The organism is Streptomyces sp. NPDC046712, from assembly GCF_040645695.1.
Classification (GTDB): domain Bacteria; phylum Actinomycetota; class Actinomycetes; order Streptomycetales; family Streptomycetaceae; genus Streptomyces.
The window spans coordinates 366,086-390,750 of the sequence record NZ_JBEYYW010000002.1; the positions used below are offsets into that span (position 1 = coordinate 366,086).

Annotated in this window: 24 protein-coding genes and 1 other RNA gene; 14 read left to right on the plus strand and 11 right to left on the minus strand. The window is 72.3% G+C overall.

The annotated features are described in order from the left end of the window. The first annotated feature begins 140 nt into the window (after positions 1-140). Together ABZ939_RS03960 and ABZ939_RS03965 are read left to right on the plus strand one after the other, a co-directional pair. Positions 141-2,303, plus strand: a complete 2,163-nt coding sequence (locus ABZ939_RS03960; RefSeq protein WP_361848849.1) for an acyl-CoA dehydrogenase — start codon at positions 141-143, stop codon at positions 2,301-2,303. A gap of 12 nt (positions 2,304-2,315) precedes the next feature. Next, a complete protein-coding gene (locus ABZ939_RS03965; RefSeq protein WP_361848852.1) occupies positions 2,316-3,509 on the plus strand; it encodes a lipid-transfer protein in 1,194 nt (397 codons plus the stop codon). A gap of 83 nt (positions 3,510-3,592) precedes the next feature. Here the strand turns inward: ABZ939_RS03965 and ABZ939_RS03970 are convergent, their stop codons facing one another. The 4 genes from ABZ939_RS03970 to ABZ939_RS03985 are packed head-to-tail and all read right to left on the minus strand — an operon-like array spanning position 3,593 to position 6,970. Continuing rightward, positions 3,593-4,198, minus strand: a complete 606-nt coding sequence (locus ABZ939_RS03970) for a response regulator transcription factor (protein ID WP_361848855.1) — start codon at positions 4,196-4,198, stop codon at positions 3,593-3,595. After that, on the minus strand, positions 4,195-5,337 hold the full coding sequence (locus ABZ939_RS03975; protein ID WP_361848858.1) for a sensor histidine kinase: 1,143 nt from the start codon (positions 5,335-5,337) through the stop codon (positions 4,195-4,197). The genes ABZ939_RS03970 and ABZ939_RS03975 overlap by 4 nt, the downstream gene beginning before the upstream one ends. An 11-nt stretch (positions 5,338-5,348) precedes the next feature. Next, positions 5,349-6,068 (minus strand): ABC transporter permease, encoded by a 720-nt coding sequence (locus tag ABZ939_RS03980; protein ID WP_361849134.1) that lies wholly within the window; start codon positions 6,066-6,068, stop codon positions 5,349-5,351. Further along, the gene (locus tag ABZ939_RS03985) at positions 6,068-6,970 is read right to left on the minus strand and encodes an ABC transporter ATP-binding protein (protein ID WP_361848861.1); all 903 of its coding nucleotides are present in this window, start codon (positions 6,968-6,970) and stop codon (positions 6,068-6,070) included. The genes ABZ939_RS03980 and ABZ939_RS03985 overlap by 1 nt, the downstream gene beginning before the upstream one ends. 344 nt (positions 6,971-7,314) lie before the next feature. On the opposite strand from ABZ939_RS03985, the gene ABZ939_RS03990 reads away from it, so the two are divergent. Genes ABZ939_RS03990 through ABZ939_RS04000 form a run of 3 tightly spaced genes read left to right on the plus strand, consistent with a single transcriptional unit; the run spans position 7,315 to position 10,218 of the window. Then, the gene (locus ABZ939_RS03990) at positions 7,315-8,172 is read left to right on the plus strand and encodes a MaoC/PaaZ C-terminal domain-containing protein (protein WP_361848864.1); all 858 of its coding nucleotides are present in this window, start codon (positions 7,315-7,317) and stop codon (positions 8,170-8,172) included. Positions 8,173-8,185: 13 nt separating this feature from the next. Then, a complete protein-coding gene (locus ABZ939_RS03995; RefSeq protein ID WP_361848867.1) occupies positions 8,186-9,262 on the plus strand; it encodes a Zn-dependent alcohol dehydrogenase in 1,077 nt (358 codons plus the stop codon). A 14-nt stretch (positions 9,263-9,276) separates the two neighbouring features. Next, complete coding sequence (locus ABZ939_RS04000) at positions 9,277-10,218, plus strand: 3-oxoacyl-ACP reductase (protein ID WP_361848870.1); 942 nt, start codon at positions 9,277-9,279, stop codon at positions 10,216-10,218. A gap of 239 nt (positions 10,219-10,457) precedes the next feature. Here ABZ939_RS04000 and ABZ939_RS04005 read toward each other — a convergent pair whose 3' ends face one another. Continuing rightward, a complete protein-coding gene (locus tag ABZ939_RS04005) occupies positions 10,458-11,570 on the minus strand; it encodes a hypothetical protein (protein ID WP_361848873.1) in 1,113 nt (370 codons plus the stop codon). A gap of 259 nt (positions 11,571-11,829) precedes the next feature. On the opposite strand from ABZ939_RS04005, the gene ABZ939_RS04010 reads away from it, so the two are divergent. The 5 genes from ABZ939_RS04010 (at position 11,830) to ABZ939_RS04030 (ending at position 17,170) form a co-directional block, all read left to right on the plus strand. Then, positions 11,830-12,867, plus strand: a complete 1,038-nt coding sequence (locus tag ABZ939_RS04010) for an iron-siderophore ABC transporter substrate-binding protein (RefSeq protein ID WP_361848876.1) — start codon at positions 11,830-11,832, stop codon at positions 12,865-12,867. A gap of 153 nt (positions 12,868-13,020) precedes the next feature. Next, positions 13,021-13,854: a Nif3-like dinuclear metal center hexameric protein gene (locus ABZ939_RS04015; protein ID WP_361848879.1), complete on the plus strand. Its 834-nt coding sequence runs from the start codon at positions 13,021-13,023 to the stop codon at positions 13,852-13,854. Then, positions 13,851-14,594 (plus strand): C4-type zinc ribbon domain-containing protein, encoded by a 744-nt coding sequence (locus ABZ939_RS04020; protein ID WP_361849137.1) that lies wholly within the window; start codon positions 13,851-13,853, stop codon positions 14,592-14,594. Before ABZ939_RS04015 ends, ABZ939_RS04020 begins: the two co-directional genes overlap by 4 nt. Further along, the gene (locus ABZ939_RS04025) at positions 14,594-16,261 is read left to right on the plus strand and encodes a bifunctional RNase H/acid phosphatase (RefSeq protein ID WP_361848882.1); all 1,668 of its coding nucleotides are present in this window, start codon (positions 14,594-14,596) and stop codon (positions 16,259-16,261) included. The genes ABZ939_RS04020 and ABZ939_RS04025 overlap by 1 nt, the downstream gene beginning before the upstream one ends. A gap of 75 nt (positions 16,262-16,336) precedes the next feature. After that, positions 16,337-17,170 carry a GNAT family N-acetyltransferase gene (locus ABZ939_RS04030; protein ID WP_361848885.1) on the plus strand — a complete coding sequence of 278 codons (834 nt, stop codon included), beginning with the start codon at positions 16,337-16,339 and terminating at the stop codon, positions 17,168-17,170. A gap of 39 nt (positions 17,171-17,209) precedes the next feature. Here the strand turns inward: ABZ939_RS04030 and eda are convergent, their stop codons facing one another. Next, complete coding sequence (gene eda / locus ABZ939_RS04035) at positions 17,210-17,842, minus strand: bifunctional 4-hydroxy-2-oxoglutarate aldolase/2-dehydro-3-deoxy-phosphogluconate aldolase (protein WP_361848888.1); 633 nt, start codon at positions 17,840-17,842, stop codon at positions 17,210-17,212. Positions 17,843-17,917: 75 nt separating this feature from the next. Further along, positions 17,918-18,682: a peroxide stress protein YaaA gene (gene yaaA / locus ABZ939_RS04040; RefSeq protein WP_361848891.1), complete on the minus strand. Its 765-nt coding sequence runs from the start codon at positions 18,680-18,682 to the stop codon at positions 17,918-17,920. Positions 18,683-18,800: 118 nt separating this feature from the next. On the opposite strand from yaaA, the gene ABZ939_RS04045 reads away from it, so the two are divergent. Next, positions 18,801-20,246, plus strand: coding sequence for an RNB domain-containing ribonuclease (locus ABZ939_RS04045; RefSeq protein WP_361848894.1), 1,446 nt, complete (start codon positions 18,801-18,803; stop codon positions 20,244-20,246). A gap of 81 nt (positions 20,247-20,327) precedes the next feature. Here the strand turns inward: ABZ939_RS04045 and ABZ939_RS04050 are convergent, their stop codons facing one another. Beyond that, a complete protein-coding gene (locus ABZ939_RS04050; protein WP_361848897.1) occupies positions 20,328-21,131 on the minus strand; it encodes a hypothetical protein in 804 nt (267 codons plus the stop codon). Beyond that, positions 21,128-21,892: a MerR family transcriptional regulator gene (locus tag ABZ939_RS04055; RefSeq protein WP_361848900.1), complete on the minus strand. Its 765-nt coding sequence runs from the start codon at positions 21,890-21,892 to the stop codon at positions 21,128-21,130. The genes ABZ939_RS04050 and ABZ939_RS04055 overlap by 4 nt, the downstream gene beginning before the upstream one ends. A 77-nt stretch (positions 21,893-21,969) precedes the next feature. Here ABZ939_RS04055 and rnpB point away from each other — a divergent pair. Beyond that, positions 21,970-22,370, plus strand: an RNA gene (gene rnpB / locus ABZ939_RS04060) — RNase P RNA component class A. Positions 22,371-22,535: 165 nt separating this feature from the next. On the opposite strand, the gene ABZ939_RS04065 is transcribed toward rnpB, so the two are convergent. Next, positions 22,536-22,850, minus strand: coding sequence for a MazG-like family protein (locus tag ABZ939_RS04065; protein ID WP_361849140.1), 315 nt, complete (start codon positions 22,848-22,850; stop codon positions 22,536-22,538). 115 nt (positions 22,851-22,965) lie between these two features. On the opposite strand from ABZ939_RS04065, the gene ABZ939_RS04070 reads away from it, so the two are divergent. Next, positions 22,966-23,289 carry a nuclear transport factor 2 family protein gene (locus ABZ939_RS04070; protein ID WP_361848903.1) on the plus strand — a complete coding sequence of 108 codons (324 nt, stop codon included), beginning with the start codon at positions 22,966-22,968 and terminating at the stop codon, positions 23,287-23,289. Between the two features lie 8 nt (positions 23,290-23,297). Beyond that, a complete protein-coding gene (locus ABZ939_RS04075) occupies positions 23,298-23,735 on the plus strand; it encodes a PPOX class F420-dependent oxidoreductase (protein ID WP_361848906.1) in 438 nt (145 codons plus the stop codon). 90 nt (positions 23,736-23,825) lie between these two features. Here the strand turns inward: ABZ939_RS04075 and ABZ939_RS04080 are convergent, their stop codons facing one another. Next, positions 23,826-24,581 carry an SDR family oxidoreductase gene (locus ABZ939_RS04080; RefSeq protein ID WP_361848909.1) on the minus strand — a complete coding sequence of 252 codons (756 nt, stop codon included), beginning with the start codon at positions 24,579-24,581 and terminating at the stop codon, positions 23,826-23,828. Positions 24,582-24,665: the final 84 nt, after the last annotated feature.

Below are 24,665 nucleotides of genomic sequence, written 5' to 3' on the forward strand. Positions count from 1 at the left end.
CTGGGCAGCCATGGTGCCCTACGCGCCGCACGTGAACCACACCCGCTTCCCGCCTCCGCGCACCGGGTGTGGGGCGGGTCTCCGCGAAAGCTCAGTATCTGACCTTCCGTCAGAATGAAACGTGTTCTAGTGTGCCGCGCATGGGCATCGGAATCACGCAAGAGCAGCGGGAGTTGGCCCGGTCCGTGCGCGGATGGCTCGCCCGGGCCGTGCCGTCCGAGGACATACGCAAGCTTCTCGACGCGCCCGTCGACACCGTCACCGGGCGCCCCGCCCACTGGGGCGGCCTCGCCGAGCAGGGGCTCCTCGGGATCCATCTGCCCGAGGAGTACGGGGGAGGGGGCGGCGATCTCGTCGATCTGGCCGTCGTCCTGGAGGAGGCCGCGAGGGCCCTGCTCCCCGGGCCGTACCTGCCCTCCGTCCTCGCCGGCGAGATCCTGGCCCGGACAGGGCAGGGGGGACTGGCCGCCGCCCTCGCCGCCGGGGAGCGCATCGGGGCCGTCGCCCTCGCGCCCGGTGGACTGACCGCGGTCGAGACCGAGGGCGGGCTGCTCCTCGACGGGGCAGCGCCACCCGTCCTCGGCGCCGCCCACGCCGACCTGCTGCTCCTCGCGGCGACCACGGCGCGAGGCACCGTGTGGGCCGCCGTGGACGCCGACACCCTCGCCGTACGCCCGCACGAGAGCGCCGACCCCACCCGGCCCACCGCCGAGGTCACCGCGGCCGGTGCGCACGTGCCCGCCCACCGGGTCCTGACCGTCGACTCCGCCCTCGTCACGGATCTCGCCGCCGTGCTGTACGCCGCCGACGCCTGCGGGAACGCCGCCCGGGCGCTGGAGACGGCCGCGGAGTACGCGAAGGTGCGCGAGCAGTTCGGGCGGCCCATCGGACAGTTCCAGGGGGTCAAGCACCTCTGCGCGGAGATGCTCGTACGGGTCGAGCAGGCCCGTGCCCTCACCTGGGACGCGGCTCGCTCCACCCGGGAGGAGTCGCGCTCCCTGACCGCCGCGCTCGCCGCCGCCACCGCCCTCGACGCCGCCTACGACTGCGCCAAGGACTGCATCCAGATCCTCGGCGGCATCGGCTTCACCTGGGAGCACGACGCCCATCTCTCGCTCCGCCGGGCCCTCGTCGCCCGCCAGCTCCTCGGCCCGGGCGACACCCACCGCGCACAGGCCGTTCGCCTGGCGGCCGGCGGGGCCCGGCGCGAGCTCCGGCTCGAACTGCCACCCGAGGCCGACGTGTTCCGCGCGGAGGCCCGGGACGCGATCGCTCCCGCCGTCGGCCTCGACCCCGGCGGCGCCCGCCGCGCCCTCGCCGCCACCGGCTATGCCGCCCCGCACCTTCCGCCGCCGTACGGCCTCGGCGCGGGGCCCCTCCAGCAGCTCGCCGTCCAGCGGGAGCTGGCCGACGCCGGCATCACGCTCAGCGGGCTCGGGATCGCCACCTGGGTCGTCCCGTCCCTCCTCGCGTACGGGACCGCGGACCAGCGGGAGCGCTACCTCGCTCCCACCCTGCGCGGCGAGCTCCTGTGGTGCCAGCTGTTCTCCGAGCCCGGCGCCGGGTCCGATCTCGCCTCCCTCCGTACCAGGGCGGAACGCACCGACGACGGCGGCTGGCGGATCAACGGACAGAAGGTGTGGACGAGCGCCGCCCAGTGGGCCGACCACGGCATCCTGCTCGCCCGGACCGACCCGGACGCCCCCAAGCACCGCGGACTCACGTACTTCCTCGTCGACATGAAGAACACACCGGGGATCGACATCCGGCCGCTGAAGGAGATCACCGGCGACTCGCTCTTCAACGAGGTGTACTTCGACGACGTGCTGCTGCCGGTGGACGCCGTCGTCGGCGAGGTGAACGACGGCTGGAAGGTCGCCCGCAACACCCTCGGCAACGAACGCGTCCACATGGCCGACCAGGTCGCCTTCGACTCCGGCCTTGAGGCGCTGATCGACCGGGCCACCGAGGCCGACAGCACCGTACGCGTACGGATCGGGGCGCTCGCCGCCGAGGCGCACGCGCTCGCCTGCATCGGACTGCGGACCACGATGCTCCAGGTCTCGGGCCTGGAACCGGGTGCGGGCGCGTCCGTCCGCAAGCTCGTCCAGACCGTCCACCAGCAGAAGGTCGCCGAGCTCACGCTCGAACTGCTCGGCCCCGAGGGCGCGGTGCGGGAAGGGGCGGGGGAGCGGGCCGTCCACGGGCTGCTGATGTCCCGCTGCCTGACCATCGCGGGCGGCACCACGCAGGTCCAGCTCAATGTCGTCGCCGAGCGACTGCTCGGCCTGCCCAGAGACTGAGGGGAACCGAAGATGGGGAAGGCGTACATCGTCGGCGTCGGGATGACGAAGTTCGAGAAGCCCGAGACGCGGGACTGGCAGTACTGGGACATGGCGCGCGAGGCGGGGACGGCGGCGCTCGCCGACGCCGGGATCTCGTACGCGCAGGTGGAGCAGGTGCCCGTCGGCTACTGCTTCCAGGCGTCGACGGCCGGGCAGCGCGCCGCGTACGAACTCGGCCTGACCGGTGTCCCCGTCTACAACGTCAACAACAACTGCGCGACGGCCTCCACGGCGCTGATGATGGCCCGGCAGTTCGTGGAGGGCGGGGTCAGCGACTGCGTCCTGGCGCTGGGCTTCGAGAAGATGGCGCGGGGGGCGCTGGGCGGAGGGTCCGACGGGAACGACTTCAAGACGTCACCGGTGGCCCGGCACTACGGGATCATGGCCGCGGGCCACGGCTTCGAGATGAGTCCTCCCACCGCGCAGATCTTCGGGAACGCGGCCCGGGAACACATGGAGCGGTACGGGACGACGGAGGTGCAGCTCGCCGCCGTCGGCGCCAAGAACCACCGGCACTCGGCCGACAACCCCAACGCCCAGTTCCAGGACGTGTACTCGGTCGACGAGATCCTCGCGGCCAAGACCATCCACCGGCCGCTGACCAAGCTCCAGTGCTCACCCACCTCGGACGGCTCGGCGGCGGCGGTCGTGGTGTCGGAGCGGTTCGTCGTGGCACATGGGCTGCACGACAAGGCGGTCGAGATCGCGGCCCAGGCGATGACGACGGACACGGAGGACTCCTTCTCCTCCGGCTCCTGCATCGACGTGGTCGGCCGCCCCATGTCCCGCGCGGCGGCCCGGCAGGTGTACGAGCGGTCCGGCCTCGGTATCGAGGACGTGGACGTGGTGGAGCTGCACGACTGCTTCTCCATCAACGAGCTCCTGACCTACGAGGCCCTGGGCATGTGCGAGGACGGCGCGTCCGGCAAGCTCGTCGAGTCGGGGGCGACGACGTACGGCGGGCGGTGGGTGGTGAACCCGTCCGGCGGGCTGATCTCCAAGGGCCACCCCTTGGGCGCCACCGGCCTCGCCCAGGCCGCCGAACTGGTCTGGCAGCTACGGGGCGAGGCGGGCGCACGACAGGTCGAGGGCGCCCGGGTCGGCCTCGCGCACAACATCGGGCTCGGCGGCGCGGCGGTCGTGACGATGCTCCGGAGGTCGTAGGGCTCCGGGGGCGCAGGATTCGCGGCGGCCCGGGCGTAGCAATCCGTGCCCCGGCCGTCCCGGGAGCGCAGGGCCTGACCCGCTCAGAGCCAGCCCTGCTGCCGGGCCGCCCGCACCGCCTCCATGCGGTTGCGGGTGCCCGTCTTGCCGATGGCCGACGAGAGGTAGTTGCGGACGGTCGACTCGGACAGGTGCAGCGTGGTGGCGATGTCGGCGATCGTCGCGCCGTCCACGGACGCTCCCAGGGCGTCCCGTTCGCGGGCGGTCAGCGGGTTCGGGCCCGCGCTGAGCGCGGCCGCGGCGAGGGCCGGATCGACGACCGTCTCACCCCGCAGGACCTGGCGGATCGCCACGGCCAGCTCCTCGACCGGGCCGTCCTTCACGAGAAAGCCGGCCGCCCCGGCCTCCATCGCACGGCGCAGGTAGCCCGGGCGCCCGAAGGTGGTGAGGATCAGAACCCGGCAGTCGGGGACCTCGTCGCGCAGGTCCGCGGCCGCGTCGAGACCGGAGCGGCCGGGGAGTTCGATGTCGAGCAGAGCCACCTCCGGCCGACTGTTCAGCGCCGCGTCCACGATCTCGTCGCCCCGGCCCACCTGGGCGACGACCTCGATGTCGGGCTCCATCCCGAGCAGCAGCGCCAGCGCGCCCCGCATCATGCCCTGGTCCTCGGCGAGCAGCACTCTGATCATCCCGTGGGCTCCCACTCCTGCGACGCCTGGACCTCCACGGGGAGTTCCGCGGTGACCCGGAACCCTCCGCGCGGGGCGGGTCCCGAGTCAAGGGTGCCGCCTGCGGCCGCGACCCGCTCGCGCAGACCCTTCAGACCGCTGCCCGTGGTGGCGACGTCGGCGCCCCTGCCGTTGTCCGTGACGGTCAGCCGGACCCGTTCGGGGGTGCCGCCGACCTCGATCTCGCAGCGGGTCGCCCCGCTGTGCCGGAGGGCGTTCGTGGCCGACTCCCGGACGACCCAGCTCAGCAGCGCCTCCGTCTGAGGCTCCAGGGGAGGGCCGGACTGGCGGACCACCGGCTCGATCCCGCCCGAGGACAGGGCGTCGCGGGCCCGGTCCAGCTCGGTGGCCAGGCTGCCCTCGCGGTAGCCGGTGACGGCTTCCCGGATCTCCGTCAGGGCCTGACGGCCGACGGACTCGATGTCGGCGACCTGCCCGAGCGCGGCGTCGATGTCACGTGGCGCGAGTCGGCGGGCGGCCTCCGACTTCACCACGATGACGGACAGGGTGTGTCCGAGCAGATCGTGCAGATCGCGGGAGAACCGCAGCCGCTCCTTCTCCACCGCCGTCCTGGCCAGCTCCTGCCGCGTCTCGCGCAGCTCCCGGACGGTCTCCGACAGGGCGAAGATGGCGGCCGTGACCATGGCCGAGATGAACGTGCCGTAGGCCACGTTGATCGCACCCCAACCGTCCCGTATCCCCGAGACCACGGCCGCGGTGACACAGAGCGGGAAGACCACCTGGGGCAGCCGCCGGCCCCGTATGACCGAACCGGCGGCAAGGCCGAGCAGCGGGAAGTACAGCAGGTACGGCCCGCCGTAGACGATGCCGAGCGCCAGGGTGACGACGGCCATCGCGGCCAGCAGCCACCAGGTGACGGCCGCCTCGCGCTTGCGCCGGTCGAAGGCCCGGAAGACGACCGCGATGTAGAGGGAGTTGAAGGCGAGCAGCCCGAGGCCGGTGAACAACGGGTTGGACGACTTGCCCTGGAAGAGGTGGGACACCGCTCCCATGCCCATCAGCAGCCAGGGCAGCATCGACAGTCCGTTGGGCGGGCCCATCCCCTCCGGTGCCCACTGCCTCTTTCCCCTCCCGCGCATGGTCCCCCTCCTCACGCCGTCCTCGCGGAGCGACGGTACGAGACGACCGCGTACGCAGCGAAGAGCAGGGCCCATGTCCCGATCACGGCGATCGCCGCGAGCCCGGGAGCCGTGCCCTCCGTCATCGTCCGGCCGAGTTCGGCGAATCGGTTGGTCGGCGTGTACGAGGAGAGCGTGCGCAGCCAGTCCGGGAACAGCTGCGCGGGGAACCAGAGGCCGCCGACGACCGCCAGGCCGAGGTTGCATGCGAGGTTCACGACACCGGTGGTCTGGGCGGTGAGCCGGTAGCCGTTGCCCATGCCGAGGAGGGTGAAGGGGAGCGCGCCGAGCCAGAGGGCGAGGACCACGGCGCACCACTGCCAGGGGGCCTCCATCCGGACGCCGTTGACGAGCGCGCCGGCGAGGAGGACGGCGGCGATGGAGGGCAGCACGATCACCGAGCCCGTCAGCGCGCGACCGATGACCACCTGGCGCGGTGTCATCGGTGTGACGCGCAACTGGCGCAGCCAGCCCAGGGACTTGTCCTCGGCGACCCCGGTGCCGACCGAGAGGGCCGCGCCGAGGGCTCCGTACGCCGCCATGCCGACCATGGACGCGGTGCTCCACTCGGCCTCGTTCGTCCCGAGGTTGGTGAACAGGAGGTACATCAGGACCGGCATCCCGATCCCGAAGACCACGAATCCGGTGTCGCGCAGGGTGCGGCGGACTTCCAGCCGTATGTACTCGGTGATCATCGGACCGTCTCCAGGGTGTGCTGGGTGAGGGTGAGGAACGCGTCGTCGAGCGAGACCGGGGCGACCTCCAGGCCCCGGATCGCGTCCATCGCGGCCAGAGCGCGCACGGTGGCGTCGGGCTCGTCCGTGCGCAGCCGGGCGCGGCCGCCGCGTATCTCGACGCCGGTGACGCCGGGCAGGAGCGTGAGCCCCTCCGTGGGGCCACCGGCCAGGTCGAAGGAGACCAGGCTGCCGCCGGCCGCCCGCTTGAGCTCCGCGCTCGTGCCGTCGGCGAGCACGCGTCCGCGGTCGATGACGACGATCCGGTCGGCATGGGCGTCGGCCTCCTCCAGATAGTGCGTGGAGAACAGGACCGTGTTGCCCCGGCGGGCGTAGCCGCGCATCGAGTCCCAGAACGCCTGGCGGGCCTCGACGTCGAGCGCGGCGGTCGGCTCGTCGAGGACGATCAACTCCGGGTTTCCGGCGAGTGCGAGGGCGAAGCGGACGCGCTGCACCTGGCCGCCGGAGAGCCGGTCGACGCGCCGGCCGGCCAGCTCGGTCAGACCGGCCAGTGCCAGGGCCTCCGCGACCGGCAGCGGGGCGGGGTAGGTGCGGGCGACGAAGGAGACCAGCTCGCGGACGGTGACCCGGGGGACCGGCCGGCCCTCCTGGAGCATCGCGCCCACCCGCCCGGCCGCGACGGCACGGGCCGGGGCCGCGCCGAAGAGGGAGACCCGGCCGCCGTCGGGCTCGTCGAGCCCGAGCAGCAATCCGATCGTGGTGGACTTGCCCGCGCCGTTGCGGCCGAGCAGCGCGACGGTCTCGCCGCGCCGGACGGTCAGGTCGATGCCGTCCACGGCGCGGACTCCGCCGAATGTCTTGGTCGTGGCCTCGAAGACCACCGCGGGCTCGTTCCTCATGCCTTCGAAGCTACGGATCGGGGCCCGTCCCGCGGCAGGAGTGAATGTACCGACCTCCCAGGGACAAATGTCCTGGGCCTCCTGCCGGCGGGCCGCCCGCCGACCGGGAGGCCGCTCACCGGCCGAGCAGCCCGAACTGACGTACCGTCAGACATGCTCGTCGGAGGGGTTCTCAACTCATCCGCGCTCGGCTATACATGAGGATCACCGACCTAGAACGCGTTCTAGAACGGGCGCGTACGGGACGGTCCCGCACGGCCTCGGTGCGGCCGACGGTGCGGACGGTCGCACCGAGGTCTTCCCTCTTCACGGATCCTCCGGGATCTCCAAGGAGCAGCATCCCGATGCCCATTGACGCCGCCAAGGCCGTGGCCGCCGAGCCCCGCAGCGCCGAGATCGCCTGGGACCACAAGGACGTCCAGCTCTACCACCTCGGCCTCGGCGCCGGCACCCCCGCCACCGACCCCGACGAGCTCCGCTACACCCTCGAATCCCGGCTGCACGTCCTGCCCAGCTTCGCCACCGTCGCCGGCGCCGGCATGGGGGTCGTCGGCGGGCTGTCCGCGCCCGGCATCGAGGTCGACCTCGCCGCCGTCCTGCACGGCGGACAGTCGATCACCCTCCACCGGCCCATCCCCGTCAAGGGCAGGGCCGTCACCACCTCCCGCGTCGCCGCCGTCCACGACAAGGGCAAGGCCGCCGTCCTCGTGCTCCGCTCCGAGGTCGCCGACGACGACGGACCGCTGTGGACCAGCGACGCCCAGATCTTCGTACGGGGAGAGGGCGGCTGGGGCGGCGACCGCGGGCCCTCCGAGCGCCTCGAACTCCCCGACCGCGAGCCCGACAAGATCGTCGAGCGGGCGGTCCGCGAGGACCAGGCGCTGCTCTACCGGCTCTCCGGGGACTGGAACCCGCTGCACGCGGACCCCGAGTTCGCCAAGCTGGCCGGGTTCGACCGCCCCATCCTGCACGGGCTCTGCACCTACGGAATGACCCTCAAGGCGGTGGTCGACACGGCGATCGGCGGGGACGTCGCCCGGGTCCGCTCGTACCGCACCCGCTTCGCCGGGATCGTCTTCCCCGGCGAGACCCTGCGCATCCGGATGTGGCGTCAGCAGGACAACGAGATCCAGGTGTCGGTCACGGCCGTGGAGCGGGACGACGCCCCCGTACTCGCCGACACCGTCGTCAATCATTCGTGAGGGGAGCCGCACCATGCGCGCAGCCGTACTGCACGAGATAGGCCAGGACAAACTCGAAGTCCTCGACGACGTCGAGGCGGTGGGCTTCGGCCCCGGCAAGGTGAAGATCCGGGTCAGGGCGACCGGCCTGTGCCACTCCGACGTCTCCGCCATGAGCGGCGTGCTCCCGCAGCCCGCGCCGTTCATTCCCGGCCACGAAGGCGCGGGCGAGATCCTCGACGTCGGCGACGGCGTCACCGGGCTGAGCGAAGGGCAGCGCGTACTGCTGTGCTGGCTGCCCGCCTGCGGGACCTGTCCGGCCTGCAAGCGCGGCCAGACCCAGCTGTGCCTGGCCGGATTCATGAACGCCGGCACACCCAACTTCCGCAGGCCCGGAGGGGAGGTCTTCGGCTTCGCGGGGACCGGCACGTTCACCGAGGAGGTCGTCGTCGACGCCGGCTGCGCCGTCCCGATCCCCGACGACGTGCCCTTCGACATCGCCGCCCTGATCGGCTGCGGCGTCACCACCGGACTGGGCGCCGCCATCAACACGGCGCAGGTGGAGGCCGGTTCCTCGGTCGCCGTGATCGGCTGCGGCGGCGTCGGCATCTCCGCGATCCAGGGCGCCAAGCTCCAGGGCGCCGCCCAGATCGTCGCCGTCGACCCCGTCGAGTCCCGGCGCGAGGCGGCCCTGCGCTTCGGCGCCACGGAGGCCGTCGCCCCCGACGCGCTCGCCGACGCCAAGCAGCGGATCACCGCGGGCGAGGGCTTCGACTACGTCTTCGAGGTCGTCGGCAAGTCCGCCACCGCCCGCACCGCGTACGAGACGACCCGGCGCGGCGGCACGCTCTGCGTGGTCGGCGCGGGCGCGCTCGACGACTTCCTGCAGCTCAACATGTTCGAGCTGTTCTTCGACGAGAAGAAGATCCTGCCGTCGATGTACGGGGGCGGTGACGTGCTGCGCTCGTACGAGCGGGCCATCGCGCTCTGGCGGGCGGGCCGGATCGACCTGGAGTCGCTGATCACCCACCGGGTGCCGCTCTCCGGGATCAACGAGGCGATCGAGCAGATGCGTACGGGTGTCGCGCTGCGTACCTGCATCGAGATCTGAGAGGACCACGACACATGTCACTCCCCCTTGAGGGTCTGTCCGCGATCGTCACGGGCGCGGGCCGTGGTCTCGGCCGGGCCGAGGCGCTGGAACTCGCCCGCCTGGGTGCGTCCGTCGTCGTCAACGACTACGGACAGCCGGGGCGGGACGGCTCCGGCGAGGCGTCGGCCGCCCCCGCCGAGGAGGTCGCCGCGGAGATCCGCGCGGCGGGCGGCCGGGCGATGGCGCACCTGGGCGACGTCGCCGACTTCGAGACCGCACGGGGTCTTGTCGACCTGGCGGTCGGCGAGTTCGGGAAGCTGGACGTCCTGGTCAACAACGCGGGCATCCTGCGGGACCGGATGGTCTTCTCGATGAGCGAGGAGGAGTGGGACTCGGTGATCCGGGTCCACCTCAAGGGCCACTTCAACACCACCCACTTCGCGGCGGTGCACTGGCGGGGGCGGGCGAAGGCGGGGGAGTCCGGCGTCTACGGCCGGATCGTCAACACCTCCTCCGAGGCGTTCCTCGCGGGCTCGGCGGGCCAGCCCAACTACGCGGCGGCCAAGGGCGGGATCGTGGGCCTGACGACGTCGACGGCGCTGGCGCTGGCGAAGTACGGGGTCACGGCGAACGCGATCTGCCCGCGGGCGCGGACGAGGATGACGGAGGACGTCTTCGCCGGCTTCTCGGAGCCGGCGGCGGGGGAGCTGGACGCCTTGGCGCCGGAGCACGTGGCGCCGCTGGTCGGCTATCTGGCCTCGCCGGCCGCGGCGGCGGTGAACGGCCAGCTGCTGGTCGTCCACGGCGGGATGGTCGCGATCGTGGACCGGCCGAGGGTGGCGGCGAAGTTCGACACGGCGAAGGACGCGTTCACGTACGAGGAGCTGGACGGGCTGCTGTCACCGCACTACGCGTCACGTCCGGCGGGTGAGACCTTCGCCGCTGCCGAGGTCCTGGGCCTGAAGAAGGGCTGAGGAGGGGGCGGGAAACAGCCGGCCCCGGGGGGATCCCCCCGGGGCCGGCCGTTTCAACTGCCTCTACTGCGCTTCCGCGTCGCGGCGGTGGCGGCCGTGGGGAGAGGACTGCGAGTCCTCCGACGGCGCCGCCTCGCCGCGATGCTTTCCGGAGCCGTGCGGCTCCGTCCCGTCCGTACGTGCTTCCGACATGGTGGAACTCACCCCGTAATGATCGCTGTTTTCGTGCGGCCGAGAGTCTAGCCAGCGGCTTTACGGTCGGCGAGGGGTGCCTGCTGAAGTGGGACGGGGCGGCAGACTCGCGGCTCCACGGTGACCGTGACCGGCTCCGGATCCGGCGGGACCTCCAGGCCGACGAGCCCGCAGGGAGTCTCCTCCGTCGCGTACGGGAGTCGTAGCACGGCGTCCGCCGTCCAGACCCCCGATCCGGCCAGCCACCCCGCCGGGGCGGCCAGTTGGTGCATCCGGCGATCCGCCGGGCGCCACATCCCGACCCAGCTCCCCGCCGCCGCGTCGATCCGCAGCGCGACCTCGCAGCTCTCCGGCAGCAGCACCTGCCCCGGCTGCACGGCGAACGGGGTCACCGCCGCGTCGTCGAGCCGCAGGCAGTCGGGGAAACGGATCGGCAGCAGACTGCCGAGGACGCCCCAGCCCAGCCTCTCGTGCCCCGGTGACGGAGCGTCCGAGCGGATCAGCAGCAGCCCGCTGTCCGGGTCGGCCATCAGCAGCCGGTCGTCGCTCTCCTCGGTGATCTGCAGCAGCGGCGTCACCTCACCGCCGCGCTCCAGGTCGACCGCCACCGCCTTGACCGGGCCGTCGTCCAGCCGCCGGTCGAGGGCGAGCATCCGTCCCGTACGGTCCAGCCAGACCCCGCCCGTGCAGCGGCCCTTGACCTCGGCGACCTGCTCGGGGCCGAACGCCCCGCCCGCCACCAGCCAGATCGTGGTGGTGTCCGCCCCGACGCACATCGCGTACCCGCAGATGCCGTCCGGCGAGGGCGGCAGCAGGGTGAGGTTCTCGGACTCGACGGCTCCCAGGGAGAGTTCCCCCGTCCCGGGCCCTGTGGGGTACAGCAGCGAGAACGTGTGCCGGTCGCCGTCCACCCGGCGTCCGGTCAGCACCCGCCCGTCCGCCAGCGGCAGCAGCTGGGTGTGGGGATCCTCGGGCTGGTCGAGAGGAAGGGGTACGGCATACGGCTCCGGCCCGTCCAGGGTCCACCGCTCCGCGTACAGGGCGTCCCCCGCGCCGGTGAGCCGTGCCGCGTACGCCCCGTTCGCCGTGATCGTGAACCGCGCCGGCCACACCGCGCCGCCGCCGTCCTCCGCCGCTGTCTCGATGGCACAGGCTGTCATCGACTCGTCACCTCCGGCCACCGAAGCTAGTTTTCGCACTTCCTGCCGAACAACACGAGCCCGGTCACTTCACACATAAGGGTGGCCGTGAATCGATTCTGCTGAGGGGAGGGGGGCGGTTGTGCTGGAGAGAAGGGAGGGGCATAGGGTAAGGCGACCCTAAGTGGAGTCTGTGACTCCGGGTGCGGGGCCGGGTGGGGGACCCGATCCGTACCGGTTTCCGAGCCGCCGTCCCCGTACTCGTACAGGAGAACCCCTCATGTCCTTCCGCCGCCGCGGCACCGCCGCAGCCCTCGCCCTCGCCGCCGCGGTCTCCCTCGCGGCATGCGGAAGCGGCGACGGCACATCGGGCGCCACCTCGGAAAAGAAGGAAGGCGCCGCCAAGAAGGACGTCGCCACGGGCGGCAAGGACTTCGGTGACGCGGCGGCCAAGACGGCGGCCATGGGGACGGACGCCAAGGCCGGCCAGTTCCCGCGCACCCTCACCCACGCGCTCGGCACGACCGAGATCAAGTCCGCCCCGAAGCGGGTCGTCGTCCTCGACGTCGGCGAGCTCGACAACGTCGTCTCGCTCGGCATCAAGCCCGTCGGCTACGCCCCCGCAGAGGGGGACGATGGCATTCCCACGTATCTGCAGAAGGACGCCGGCAGCCCCAAGTCCGTCGGCACCATCAACAATCTCAACCTCGAGGCGATCGCCAACCTGGAGCCCGACCTGATCCTCGGCAGCCAGCTGCGCGCCGCGGACAAGTACGACGAGCTCTCGAAGATCGCCCCCACCGTCTTCTCCATCCGCCCCGGCTTCACCTGGAAGGAGAACTACCTCCTCAACGCCGCGGCCCTGGACAAGACCGCCGACGCGAAGTCGAAGCTCGCCGCCTACGAGACCAAGGCGAAGCAGCTCGGTACGGACATAGGCCCGAACAAGCCGACCATCTCCATGGTCCGTTACCTCCCGGGCAAGATCCGCCTCTACGCCAAGGCGTCCTTCATCGGCACCATCCTCCAGGACGCGGGCCTGCCCCGGCCCAAGAACCAGCAGATCGACGACCTCGCCGCCGAGGTCAGCCCCGAGAAGATCGACCAGGCCGACGCCGACTGGATCTTCACCGGCGTCTACGGCGACCCGAAGGCCACCAAGCGCGACACCGCCCAGGCCAACCCGCTGTGGAAGAACCTCCAGGCGGTCAAGGCCGGCCAGGCCAAGGACGTCCCGGACGAGACCTGGTACCTGGGCCTCGGCGTGACGGCGGCCGACAGCGTCCTGGACGACCTGCACGGCTACCTCGTGAAGTAGGCGGCGAAACCCCTGGCGCCGACCGGCGGCGCCAGGGCTCCGCTCGGCGACGATCACCGCGACCGACGATGGAGCAACCCCGACGGCGGCCGGCCACCTCCGCGAGAGCGGCGCCGGTTCAGGCGCAAAGGGGAGCCAGGTAGCCTTGCCCTCGTGCCCCGTCTGTCTGAAGTCATCGCCGCGCTCGACGCTCTCTGGCCGCCCGAGCGGGCGGAGGAGTGGGACGCCGTCGGCACGGTCTGCGGCGACCCCGACGCCGAGGTCACCCGTGTCCTGTTCGCCGTCGACCCCGTCCAGGAGATCGCCGACGAGGCGATCGCGCTCGGCGCCGACCTGATCGTCACCCACCACCCGCTCTATCTGCGCGGTACGACGACGGTCGCGGCCTCCCACTTCAAGGGCCGGGTAGTGCACACGCTGATCAAGCACGACATCGCCCTGCACGTGGCGCACACCAACGCCGACACCGCCGACCCCGGGGTCTCCGACGCCCTCGCCGGCGCCCTCGACCTGCGGATCATCGGGCCCCTGGTCCCCGAGAACAACCTCGGCCGGATCTGCGAGCTGGACCACCCCGAGACGCTGGCCGAGTTCGCGGCCCGCGCCGCGAAGCGGCTGCCCGCGACCGCGCAGGGGATCCGGGTCGCCGGAGACCCGCAGATGACGGTCCGTCGGGTCGCGGTCAGCGGCGGCTCCGGCGACAGCCTCTTCGGCGCCGTACGGGCCGCGGGCGTGGACGCCTTCCTCACCGCCGACCTGCGCCACCACCCGGTCTCCGAGGCTACCCAGGCCGCACTCACCTCCTCTGGGCCGATCGGCCTGATCGACGCCGCCCACTGGGCCACCGAATGGCCCTGGTGCGAGCAGGCCGCCGCCCAGCTCGACGAGATTTCCGACCGCCACGGCTGGGACCTGCGCGTCCACGTCTCGAAGACGGTCACCGACCCCTGGTCCTCCCATCACACCTCCCCTGGAGCCCCCAACTGAACGCCGCGCCCGCCGACCAGATCCGACTCCTCGACGTCCAAGCCCTGGACGTCCGTCTCCAGCAGCTCGCCCACAAGCGCAAGTCCCTGCCCGAGCACGCCGAGATCGAGTCGCTGACCAAGGACCTCACCCAGCTGCGCGACCTGCTCGTCGCCGCGCAGACGGAGGAGAGCGACTGCGCCCGCGAGCAGACCAAGGCCGAGCAGGACGTCGACCAGGTGCGCCAGCGCGCCGTACGGGACCAGCAGCGTCTGGACTCCGGTGCCGTCTCCTCCCCGAAGGACCTGGAGAACCTCCAGCGGGAGATCACCTCGCTCGCCAAGCGCCAGGGCGACCTGGAGGACATCGTCCTCGAGGTCATGGAGCGCCGTGAGTCCGCCCAGGAGCGGGTGGCCGAGCTGACCGAGCGGGCCTCCGCCGTCCAGGCCAAGGCCGACGACGCGACCGCCCGCCGCGACGCGGCGCAGGCCGAGCTGGACGGCGAGGCGGCGTCGGTCGGCAAGGAGCGGGCGCTCGTGGCCGCTTCCGTCCCGGCCGACCTGCTGAAGCTCTACGAGAAGCTGCGCGAGCAGCAGGGCGGGATCGGCGCCGCGCGGCTGTACCAGCGCAAGTGCGAGGGCTGCCACATCGAGCTGAACATCACCGAGCTGAACGAGGTCCGGGCGGCTGCGGCGGACGCGGTCGTGCGGTGCGAGAACTGCCGTCGGATCCTGGTCCGCACCTCGGAGTCCGGCCTGTAATGACGGCCATCAGGGAAGTCGTCGTCGAAGCCGACGGAGGCTCCCGGGGCAACCCGGGGCCCGCCGGGTACGGGGCGGTGGTCCTGGACCCGGTGACCGGTGAGACGCTCGCGGAGCGGGCCGAGTACATCGGCGTCGCGACGAACAACGTCGCCGAGTACAAGGGCCTGGTGGCCGGTCTGAAGGCGGCGCGTGAGCTGTTCCCGGACGCCAGGGTCCATGTCCGGATGGACTCCAAGCTGGTCGTCGAGCAGATGTCCGGCCGCTGGAAGATCAAGCACCCGGACATGAAGCCGTTGGCGGCGGAGGCGGCCCGGGTCTTCCCGGCGCACCAGGTCCGCTACGAGTGGATCCCGCGCGAGCGGAACAAGCACGCGGACCGCCTCGCGAACGAGGCGATGGACGCGGGCAAGCGGGGCAGGCAGTGGGAGCCCTCGGCCTCCTCCGCGGCCCTGGACGCCTCGGCGGCGCGCAACGCGGCGACGGCACCCTCGGCGCCCCCAGGCGACGCGACGGCGGGCGCGGCCCGCGCGCGAGCGGCGCTTGCGGGTGCGGCTTCCGGTACGGGTACGGGCGCCACTGCGGGGCGCTCGGCTGCCGCCGGGGTCACCGCCGCGAGCACCGGAGCCGGGCCCGACGACGGCCTCTTCCCCGCCGACGAGACGATCGCGGCCCAGGCCCGTGCCTCGCTGGCCGCGGCCGGCGCGGCCGAGCGCGAGTCCGCGGCGAGCGGTGACTTCGAGGCCGAGGCGGGCCTCCTCGGACACGTCGGCCGCGCGGCCCACGGCCGCGCGGCGGAGCCCGGCCTCGCCGGGGCGCAGCCCGCACAGGGAGGTGCGCAGGCCCCGGCCGGTGCTGCCCACGGCCGTACCGCCGAGCCCGGCCTTGCCGGGGCGCAGGCCCCGTCGGCCGGTGGGTCGGCGGCCGGGCCGGGGCTGGTTCCGGCGCCTGCCACGGCCGACGGCGGTTCCGTCGCGGCCGGTGCCGAAGGCGCCACCCGTACCAGTGGTGCCGCCGCACCGGGTTGGGGGGCGCCCGACATGGGGGCTCCTGCCACGTTCGTGCTGCTTCGGCACGGGGAGACCGCGCTCACGCCCGAGAAGCGCTTCTCGGGGAGCGGGGGCACCGACCCCGAGCTGTCCGCCGCCGGGATGCGGCAGGCAGAGGCCGTCGCCGCCGCGCTCGCCGCGCGCGGGACGATCCAGGAGATCGTCAGCTCGCCGCTCAGGCGCTGCCGCCAGACCGCCGAGACCGTCGCCGCTCGCCTCGGCCTCGACGTGCGCATCGAGCAAGGACTGCGCGAGACGGACTTCGGTGCCTGGGAAGGGCTGACCTTCGCCGAGGTACGGGAGCGGTACGCCGAGGACCTCGACGCCTGGCTCGCCTCGCCCAAGGTCGCGCCGACCGGCGGCGGCGAGAGCTTCGCGACCGTCGCGCGCCGCGTCTCCGCGACCCGGGACCGGCTGACCGCCGCGTACGCCGGCCGCACCGTCCTCCTCGTCACCCACGTCACGCCCATCAAGACCCTGCTGCGGCTGGCCCTCGGCGCCCCGCCGGAGTCGCTGTTCCGGATGGAGCTCTCGGCGGCCTCGCTGTCGGCGGTGGCGTACTACGCGGACGGCAACGCCTCCGTACGGCTCCTGAACGACACCTCGCACCTGAGGTGACCCGCAACGGCGGCGGAGGGGCGGGGTCACGGAAATCCGTGGCCCCGCCCCTCGTTCCGTAGCACCATCGGCGCCATGACGTGGCACATCACCGAGGACGCCGACGCCTTCCGCGCCGCCGCGCACGAGCACTTCGCCGCCGACCCGGCGCGCAACACCGTGCTGCTCACCCTCAGCGAAGGCGCCCGTCGGCGGCCCATCGAGTCCGCGCGGTACGGCTGGTGGACCGAGCCGGGCGGGAAGGTCACCGGTGCCTTCCTGTTCACGTTGCCCCACGAGCCCGCGCTCGGACCGATGCCGGTGGAGGCGGCCCGCGCCCTCGTCCACGTGCTGCCCGACGCGGCCGAGGTGACCGGCGTGCGCGGCGAGCGGGAAACGGCCGAGGCGTTCGCCGCGGAGCTGTGCGGGGGATCGGGCGGCCGAGGGTGGACGACCACGCGCCGGATGCGGCTGTACCGGCTCGGCGAGCTCACCCCGCCGGACCCCGCCCCGCCGGGCCGGGCACGGACGGCGTCCGCCGAGGACGTCCCCCTGGCCGTGGCGTGGATGCGGAACTTCGCCCGCGACATCGGGGAGGACGCGGATGTCGACTACACCCCGAACATCGAGCCCCGCGTCGCCGACGGCCGCCTCCACCTCTGGGAGACGGAGGACGGCCCGGTGTCGATGGCGAGCATCTCGCCGATCGTCGCGGGCCAGGCCCGGGTCTCACCGGTGTACACACCGGCCGGACTCCGTGGTCGCGGGTACGCGGGCGCCGTCACCGGCGCGGTCAGCCGGGCCGCCCTGGACGCGGGCGCGGAGCAGGTGCTGCTCTTCACGGACCTGTCCAACCCCACCAGTAACGCGCTCTACCAGCGGCTCGGGTACCGCCCCGTGACCGACCACGTGGGCCTGACCGTCTCCTGACGGGCTGTCAGCCTGTTCGCCTGCTCTCCTGTCCGCCTGTCAACGAGTCCGCAGCTCCGCCGCCTCGCGCGCCAGCGACTCGATCCGCGCCCAGTCGCGGGCCGCGAGCGCGTCGGCGGGAAGCATCCATGTGCCGCCGACACAGCCGACGTTCGGGAGTGAGAGGTACGAGGGGGCGGAAGCCAGGGAGACGCCGCCGGTCGGGCAGAACCGGGCATGGGGGAGAGGGCCGGAGAGGGACTTCAGATACGGGACGCCGCCCGCGGCCTCTGCGGGGAAGAACTTCATCTCGCGCACCCCGCGCTCCAGGAGCGCAACGACCTCCGAGGTGGTCGAGACGCCCGGCAGGAACGGCACGCCCGAGGACGTCATGGCGTCCAGCAGGCTCTCCGTCCAGCCGGGGCTCACCAGGAAGCGCGCGCCTGCTCCGACCGCGTCCGCGACCCCGGCCGCCGAGATGACCGTGCCCGCGCCGACGACCGCGTCGGGGACCTCGGCGGCGATCGCGCGGATGGCGTCCAGCGCCGCCGGGGTCCGCAGGGTCACCTCGATCGCGGGCAGTCCGCCCGCTACCAGTGCGCGGGCCAGGGGTACGGCATCGGCGGCGCTCTCGATGACGACCACCGGGACGACGGGGGCGAGGTCGAGGACGGAGGGCAACGCGGAGGTCATGGCCTCATCCTGCCCCCGCCCGGCAACACGCGCAACGAGCGTTGCGCACTGTGCAACGCACGCCCTGTTCCGTCTCTAGTGGATCTCCTCCACCAGCACGTCCAGCACCCCCGCCTTGCCCTCCTCCACCACGTACTTCAGATCCCGCAGCGCCTCCACCAGCTCCACCGGATCCTTCGGGGCCGCGCCCGCCTCCAGCAGGCTCCGGACGATCCGCCCCTTCGTCGCCTTGTTGAAGTGGCTGACCACCTTCCGGGTCGGCGCGTGCAGCACCCGCACCGTCGCCGTCCGGGCCGCCACCTCCCCCTTCGGCTTCCACGCCGAGGCGTACGCCGAGGACCGCAGGTCCAGGACAAGCCCGTCCCCGGCGGCCTCCGGCATGACGGTCGCCATCGCACCCCGCCAGTGCGCGCCCAGCGCCCCGAGCCCCGGCAGCTTCACGCCCATGGAGCAGCGGTACGACGGAATCCGGTCGTCCACGCGCACCGCGCCCCACAGCCCCGAGAACACCAGGAGCGACGCCCGCGCCCGCTTCCGCGCCGCCGCGTCCAGCGTGGCCAGACCCAGCGCGTCGTACAGCACTCCCGTGTAGATCTCGCCGGCCGGTCGCGCCCCCGCCGTCCGCAGTTCCGTGTTCTTGGCGATCTCGCCGCGCAGCCCCTCGCTCAGACCGAGCACCTCGCGCGCCTTCTCCTCGTCGGCGGCGCACAGCTCGACCAGCTCGTCCAGGACGGCCGCCCGCGCCTCGGCCAGGCCCGGCAGCGACAGGGACTCCGGCTTGAGCGGCGTCCCACGCCCCGATGCGGCCTTACCCTCCGACGGCGGCAACAGCACGAGCACGGTGGTTCTCCTTCGTACGTACGGGGCTGAACATGCGGCCCCAGAGGACTGGGGGTGCGGCCCCAGAGCGTTCAGCCTACAAAGTGCCGGGCCCGGCTCCCCGGCCTACGCTCGGTCCATGCCACGTCGTCGCATTCACGTGACCGGCGCAGCCGAGGACCTGCGGGCCGCGCTGCGCGCACTCAGGACCCGGCTGCAGGTTCCGACGAAATTCCCGCCGGAGGTCGTCGCCGAGGCGGAGGCGGCCGCGGCGAACCCGCGGCTGCCGGACTACGACGCCACCGACATCCCCTTCTTCACCATCGACCCGCCGGGCTCCCGTGACCTCGACCAGGCCATGCACCTCGCCCGTCGGGAGGGCGGCGGCTACCGCGTCCACTACGCCATCGCCGATGTCGCCGCGTTCGTCACCCCTGGCGGCGCCGTCGACAAGGAGGCCCACCAGCGCGTCGAGACCCTCTACTTCCCCGACGAGAAGATCCCGCTGCACCCGCCCGTCCTGTCCGAGAACGCCGCCAGTCTGCTGCCCGACCAGATCGTGCCCGCCCTGCTCTGGCGCTTCGACCTGGACGCCGACGGCCGCCAGGTCGCCGTCGACGTACGCCGTGCGCGGGTCCGCAGCCGTCTGAGGCTCGACTACGCCGGCGCCCAGCAGCTGATCGACTCGGGCAAGGCGGAGGAACCGCTCGCCCTGCTCAAGACCGTGGGCACGCTCCGCGAGGCCCAGGAGGCGAAACGCGGCGGGGTCTCCCTCGATCTCCCCGACCAGGAGGTCGTCGAGACAGGCGACTCGTACACCCTCGTCTATCACGCCCCGCTCCATGTCGACGGCTGGAACGAGCAGATCTCCCTGCTCGCGGGCATGGCCGCGGCCGATCTGATGATCGGCGCGGGCACGGGGATCCTGCGCACCCTCGGCGCCGCCCCTGACGGGGTCGAGAAGCTGCGCCGCTCCGCGGAGGGGCTGGAGATCGACTGGCCGCACCACATGTCGTACGCGGAACTCATCCGCATGCTCGATCCGGACAATCCCCGGCACGCCGCCTTCCTCTGGGACGCCACCGGCCTCTTCCAGAACGCTGACTACATCCAGTTCAAGAACGGCACTCTTCCTGACTCCGTGGTCCATGCCGCCATCGCCGACGAGTACACCAACTGCACCGCGCCCCTGCGCCGCCTGGTCGACCGCTATGTGGGCGAGCTCTGTCTGGCAGCCGTCGACGGCCAGGCGCCACCCGCGTGGGTGAAGGACGCACTGACGGATCTGCCGGACGACATGGAGAAGGGGCGCGGCAAGGAGGTCGACAGGGAGAGCATGAACGTCGTCGAGGCGGCGCTTCTGAAGGACCGGGTCGGCCACGTCTTCGACGGATTCGTGATCGACGTGAGGGACAGCGCGAAGAAGAACGGTCTCGTGCATCTGAAGGATCCGGCCGTGGTGGGCACGGTGAAGAGCCCGCAAGGGCTGCTGAAGGAAGGGACGCGGGTGAAGGTGAAGCTGACGAAGGCGAACCCCGAGGACCCGGACAGGGACAAGGTCCTCTTCAAGCACGTGCCGCAGTGAGTCACGCCGTAGCCGGTGAGTCACGCCGGAGTGAGTGACTCACTCGCCCGTCACGGCGGGAGTGGATGACGTGCGAGTGCGTCACGCGTCCGCGACGGCCCGCGTCAGCGCCCGGTGCAGCGCGCGGGCGTCGTCGGCGTGACAGCGCACGATCCGTACGGGCCGGGGCCCGCCCAGGAACCGGGGCGCGTCGACCGGCTCGGTCAGCTCGATGGTGAGAGAGGTCTGCGAGGCGACGGCCAGGTCGAGTTCCCCTTCCGTCTTCTCGTGCGAGAAGAGCAGCTCGTGCCGGACCGTGGCGATCCGGTCGAGCGGAATGCGGAGATCGAGGTGCGCGGCCTTCCGCAGGCGGAGCGTGTCGGCGGTGAGGACATGAGGCCGGGTCACGGAGGCGGCGTGCACCCCGAGGACGAACAGCACCCCCGAGTACACGTCCAGGACCAGCACGATCGCGTGGACCACGGGCCAGTCGGCGAGCAGGTACGACATGCCGACGGTCTCGACGAGACAGACGAACGCGAAGCCGTACATGAGGGCGGCCTGATCGCGGGCGTGGCCGAAGGCCATATCGCCCGCGCGGATGCCGTGCCGACGGCGCGCCACCCACAGCGCGAGGCTCGCCATCAGCCGCAGCTCGTGCCCCACGAGTCGCCGTACGGGCGTGGGCACGAGCTCGCCGAGGGCTTCCCGCGCGGAGAGTCCGTTCCGCCGGAGCCGTAGGAACACGGCGCCGCTCACGACGAGGAGCAGCAGGCAGGCGAGCTCGGCGGCGGCGACGGCGGGCGCGGGTATCCGTACGCCGGCGACGAGACAGGCCAGGAGTACGACCTCGGCGGGAAGGGAGGCGTAGGCGAGCCCGCGCAGAAGCCGGATCGCGGCGGTCATCGGGCACGCTCCTGGACCAGGACGAGGGCGTGGTGGACGGCGGCGGTCTGGGCGGGGGAGAACTCACCGAAGAAGGTCTCGGTGAACCGCCCCTGCGGCAGACCCGGCCCGTCGAGCCGCGCCACCACCTCGTCCGGCAGCAGGTCGGCGAGCGCCTGCCCCGCCTCCGCCACCCGCGGGTCGGCCGGGTCGGCGTCGGCGAGGGCGTCGAGCCGGGCGTACACGTCGTGAGCGCGCGCGACGGCCTCCGGATCCTCCGTCATGGTGCGCATCGCGCTCATGAGCTTCGCCCGCTCCTCGTCCGGCGCCACGGTGTCGAGCAGGGCGAGCACCTCCCGGTCCTTGGCGGCCATGGGGGACTCCGGGACCTCTCCCAGACCCGCGAACACGTCGGCCAGCTCGGCCGACACGGGCCCCTCGGCGGTCAGCCGACCGGCCCGCGCCTCCCCGAGCAGCTCGGCGAGGCGCGCCCGCCGCTCGCGGATCACCGCCTCCTGTCGCCCGAGATCGGTGTCCAGCTCCTCGAGGACCTCCACCAGCTCCCGTCCCTCGTCGTCGACGAGGACGTCCCGCACCTCGTCGAGCCCGAGGCCGAGTTCGGTCAGCCGCCGGATCCGGGCGAGCAGGACGGCGTCGCGGATGCTGTACTCGCGGTAGCCGTTGGCCCGCCGTACGGGCTCGGGCAGCAGCCCGAGATGGTGGTAGTGCCGCACGGCCCGCGGGGTGACCCCGACGAGGGCGGCGATCTCGCCGATTCGCATGAGCCCAGTACAAACCCTGACGCTGCGACAAGGTCAAGCGGACGCGACACGGCGGGTAGCATGGTCGGCACGGCAGACGAGCCGGGCGGGCGGCCGCGTGGGGATCTTCGGATCCTCCCGAGGAACGTCCGGGCTCCACAGGGCAGGGTGGTGGCTAACGGCCACCCGGGGTGACCCGCGGGACAGTGCCACAGAAAACAGACCGCCGGGGACCTCGGTCCTCGGTAAGGGTGAAACGGTGGTGTAAGAGACCACCAGCGCCTGAGGTGACTCAGGCGGCTAGGTAAACCCCACCCGGAGCAAGGTCAAGAGGGGTCGTCCTCGGACGACTCTGCGCGAACGCTCGAGGGCTGCCCGCCCGAGTTCGCGGGTAGACCGCACGAGGCCGGCGGCAACGCCGGTCCTAGATGGATGGCCGTCACCCCGACGACCGCGAGGTCCCGGGGCACAGAACCCGGCGTACAGCCCGGCTCGTCTGCCTCACATCCTTCGACACGTAGGCCCCCACCGGAGAAGACGGTGGGGGCCTACGTGTCGACCGGCTAGCTGTCGCAGGCCACTCCGTCGCCGTCCCGGTCCAGGTCTCGGAGGCAGGGCCGCCGGTGCCGGGCCTTGAGCGATCGGGCCGGGGCGGACCCGGTGATCATGCCTCCAGCGAGCGTTCCGCCACCCGGCGCACGTGACCCGCGAAGACCTCGGCCGCGTCCGGAGTCAGTGTCCGGAGCGCCACCATCGCCGTGATGATCACGTCGCACAGCTCGGACTCGACGTCCTGCCAGGTGTGCGACGCGCCCTTGCGGGGGTTCTGGCCCGTCGCGCCGATGACGGCCTCGGCCACTTCGCCGACCTCCTCCGAGAGCTTCAGGACGCGCAGCAGGACGTCCTGTTCGGGCGGGAGGGTGTGGTGCGCGGAGATCCAGGCCGTCAGTCGGTCGATGGTGTTCCAGGTGTCGGTCATGAGGCCGAAGCCTGCCAGTCCGCTCGCCCAGGTGGCCGACTCCGGCCACCGCCGCGCGCCACACTCCCGGCCCGGGTCCGCGGGGATCGGGGCGGCGCGGTGTACGGGTAGTGCCATGACCATCCCCGTGGACAAGCTCAGCGACCCGGCCGTGCGTGCCTTCGTCGCGGCCCTCAACGCCAACGACCGTGACGCCTTCCAGGCCGCCCTGGCCCCCGGCGCCTCCATGTCCGACGACGGTTCGGACCGCAACCTCGACGAGTGGACCGAGAAGGAGATCTTCTCCTCCCGCGGCCACATGGAGATCGAGTCCGTCAAGGACGACGGGCACTCCCTCGTCGCCCGTTTCCGCAACGACACCTGGGGCGAGATGCGGACCCGCTGGCGCTTCGTCGTCGAGGGCGGGAAGATCGCCCGCTTCGAGACCGGACAGGCCTGAGGGTCGACTTGTCCTTCACCGACGACGAGATCGCCTATCTGCGGTCGCAGCCCCTCGCCCGGCTGGCTACGCTGTCCCCCGACGGCCGGCAGCCCGATGTGGTCCCGGTCGCCTTCGAGTACGACGGCGGCGCCTTCTGGGTCGGCGGGACCGGGCCCGCCATCGGCAGGACCCGTAAGTTCCGCAACATCCGCGCGGGTCACCGCGAGGTGGCCCTCGTCGTCGACGATCTCGTCTCCTTCGACCCGTTCGTCGCCCGTTCCGTACGGGTCTACGGCCGGGCCGAGGACCCGGTCGAGCGCGTGGGGCTGGTGGGTCCCGGCCTCTATGCGCGCATCATGCCGACCGTCTCCTGGAGCTGGAACATCGAGGGGCGCGCCAAGGGCGAGGACGAGGTCTGGTACCCGGCGCGGCGGACGGTCCATCAGGTCCCGCCGAGCGCCTAAGCCTCGGGACGCACCCGGCCCTACCCGCGGCGGTTGTCGGGGTGCATCCGGCCCGCTACCCCGTCCGGTGTCGGGGCGCACCCCGCCCCGCTACCCCCGTCCGATGTACGGCATGGTCGTCGCCATGACCGTCGCGAACTGGATGTTCGCCTCCAGCGGCAGGCCCGCCATGTGCACCACCGTCGCCGCCACGTCCGCCGCGTCCATCACCGGCTCCACCGCCAGCTCGCCGTTGGCCTGCAGAATCCCGGTCTGCATCCGTGCCGTCATCTCCGTCGCCGCGTTCCCGATGTCGATCTGACCGCAGGCGATCCGGTACGGGCGCCCGTCGAGCGACAGCGACTTCGTCAGACCCGTCATCGCGTGCTTCGTCGCCGTGTACGCGATCGAGTGCGGGCGCGGCACATGCGCCGAGATCGAGCCGTTGTTGATGATCCGGCCGCCCTGCGGGGACTGTGCCTTCATCGCCCGGAACGCCGCCTGGGCGCACAGGAACGAGCCCGTCAGGTTCACGTCGACCACCGAGCGCCAGGTCTCGTGGTCAAGGTCCTCGACCGGGACCCCGCCGCCCGCGAACGTCCCCGCGTTGTTGAAGAGCAGGTCGACCCGGCCGAACCGGTCCCGTACCGCCTCGAAGAGGGCCGTCACCGCCTCCGGTGACGTCACGTCCGTCGGGACGCACAGGACGTCGTCGGAGGAGACGGACGCGGCCGTCTCCTCCAGGGGCTCCCGCCGGCGGCCCGCAAGCGCCACCGACCAGCCCGCCTCCGCCAGGGCCCGCGCCACGCTGCGGCCGATGCCCGAACCCGCTCCCGTCACCACTGCGACGCGCGACTCAGTACTCATGGGCGCGCAGCGTACGGCAGACGTGTGCCCCATGAACTCATCCGTCCGACACGTGGATGTTCTGTACCCGACAACGTGATGTCG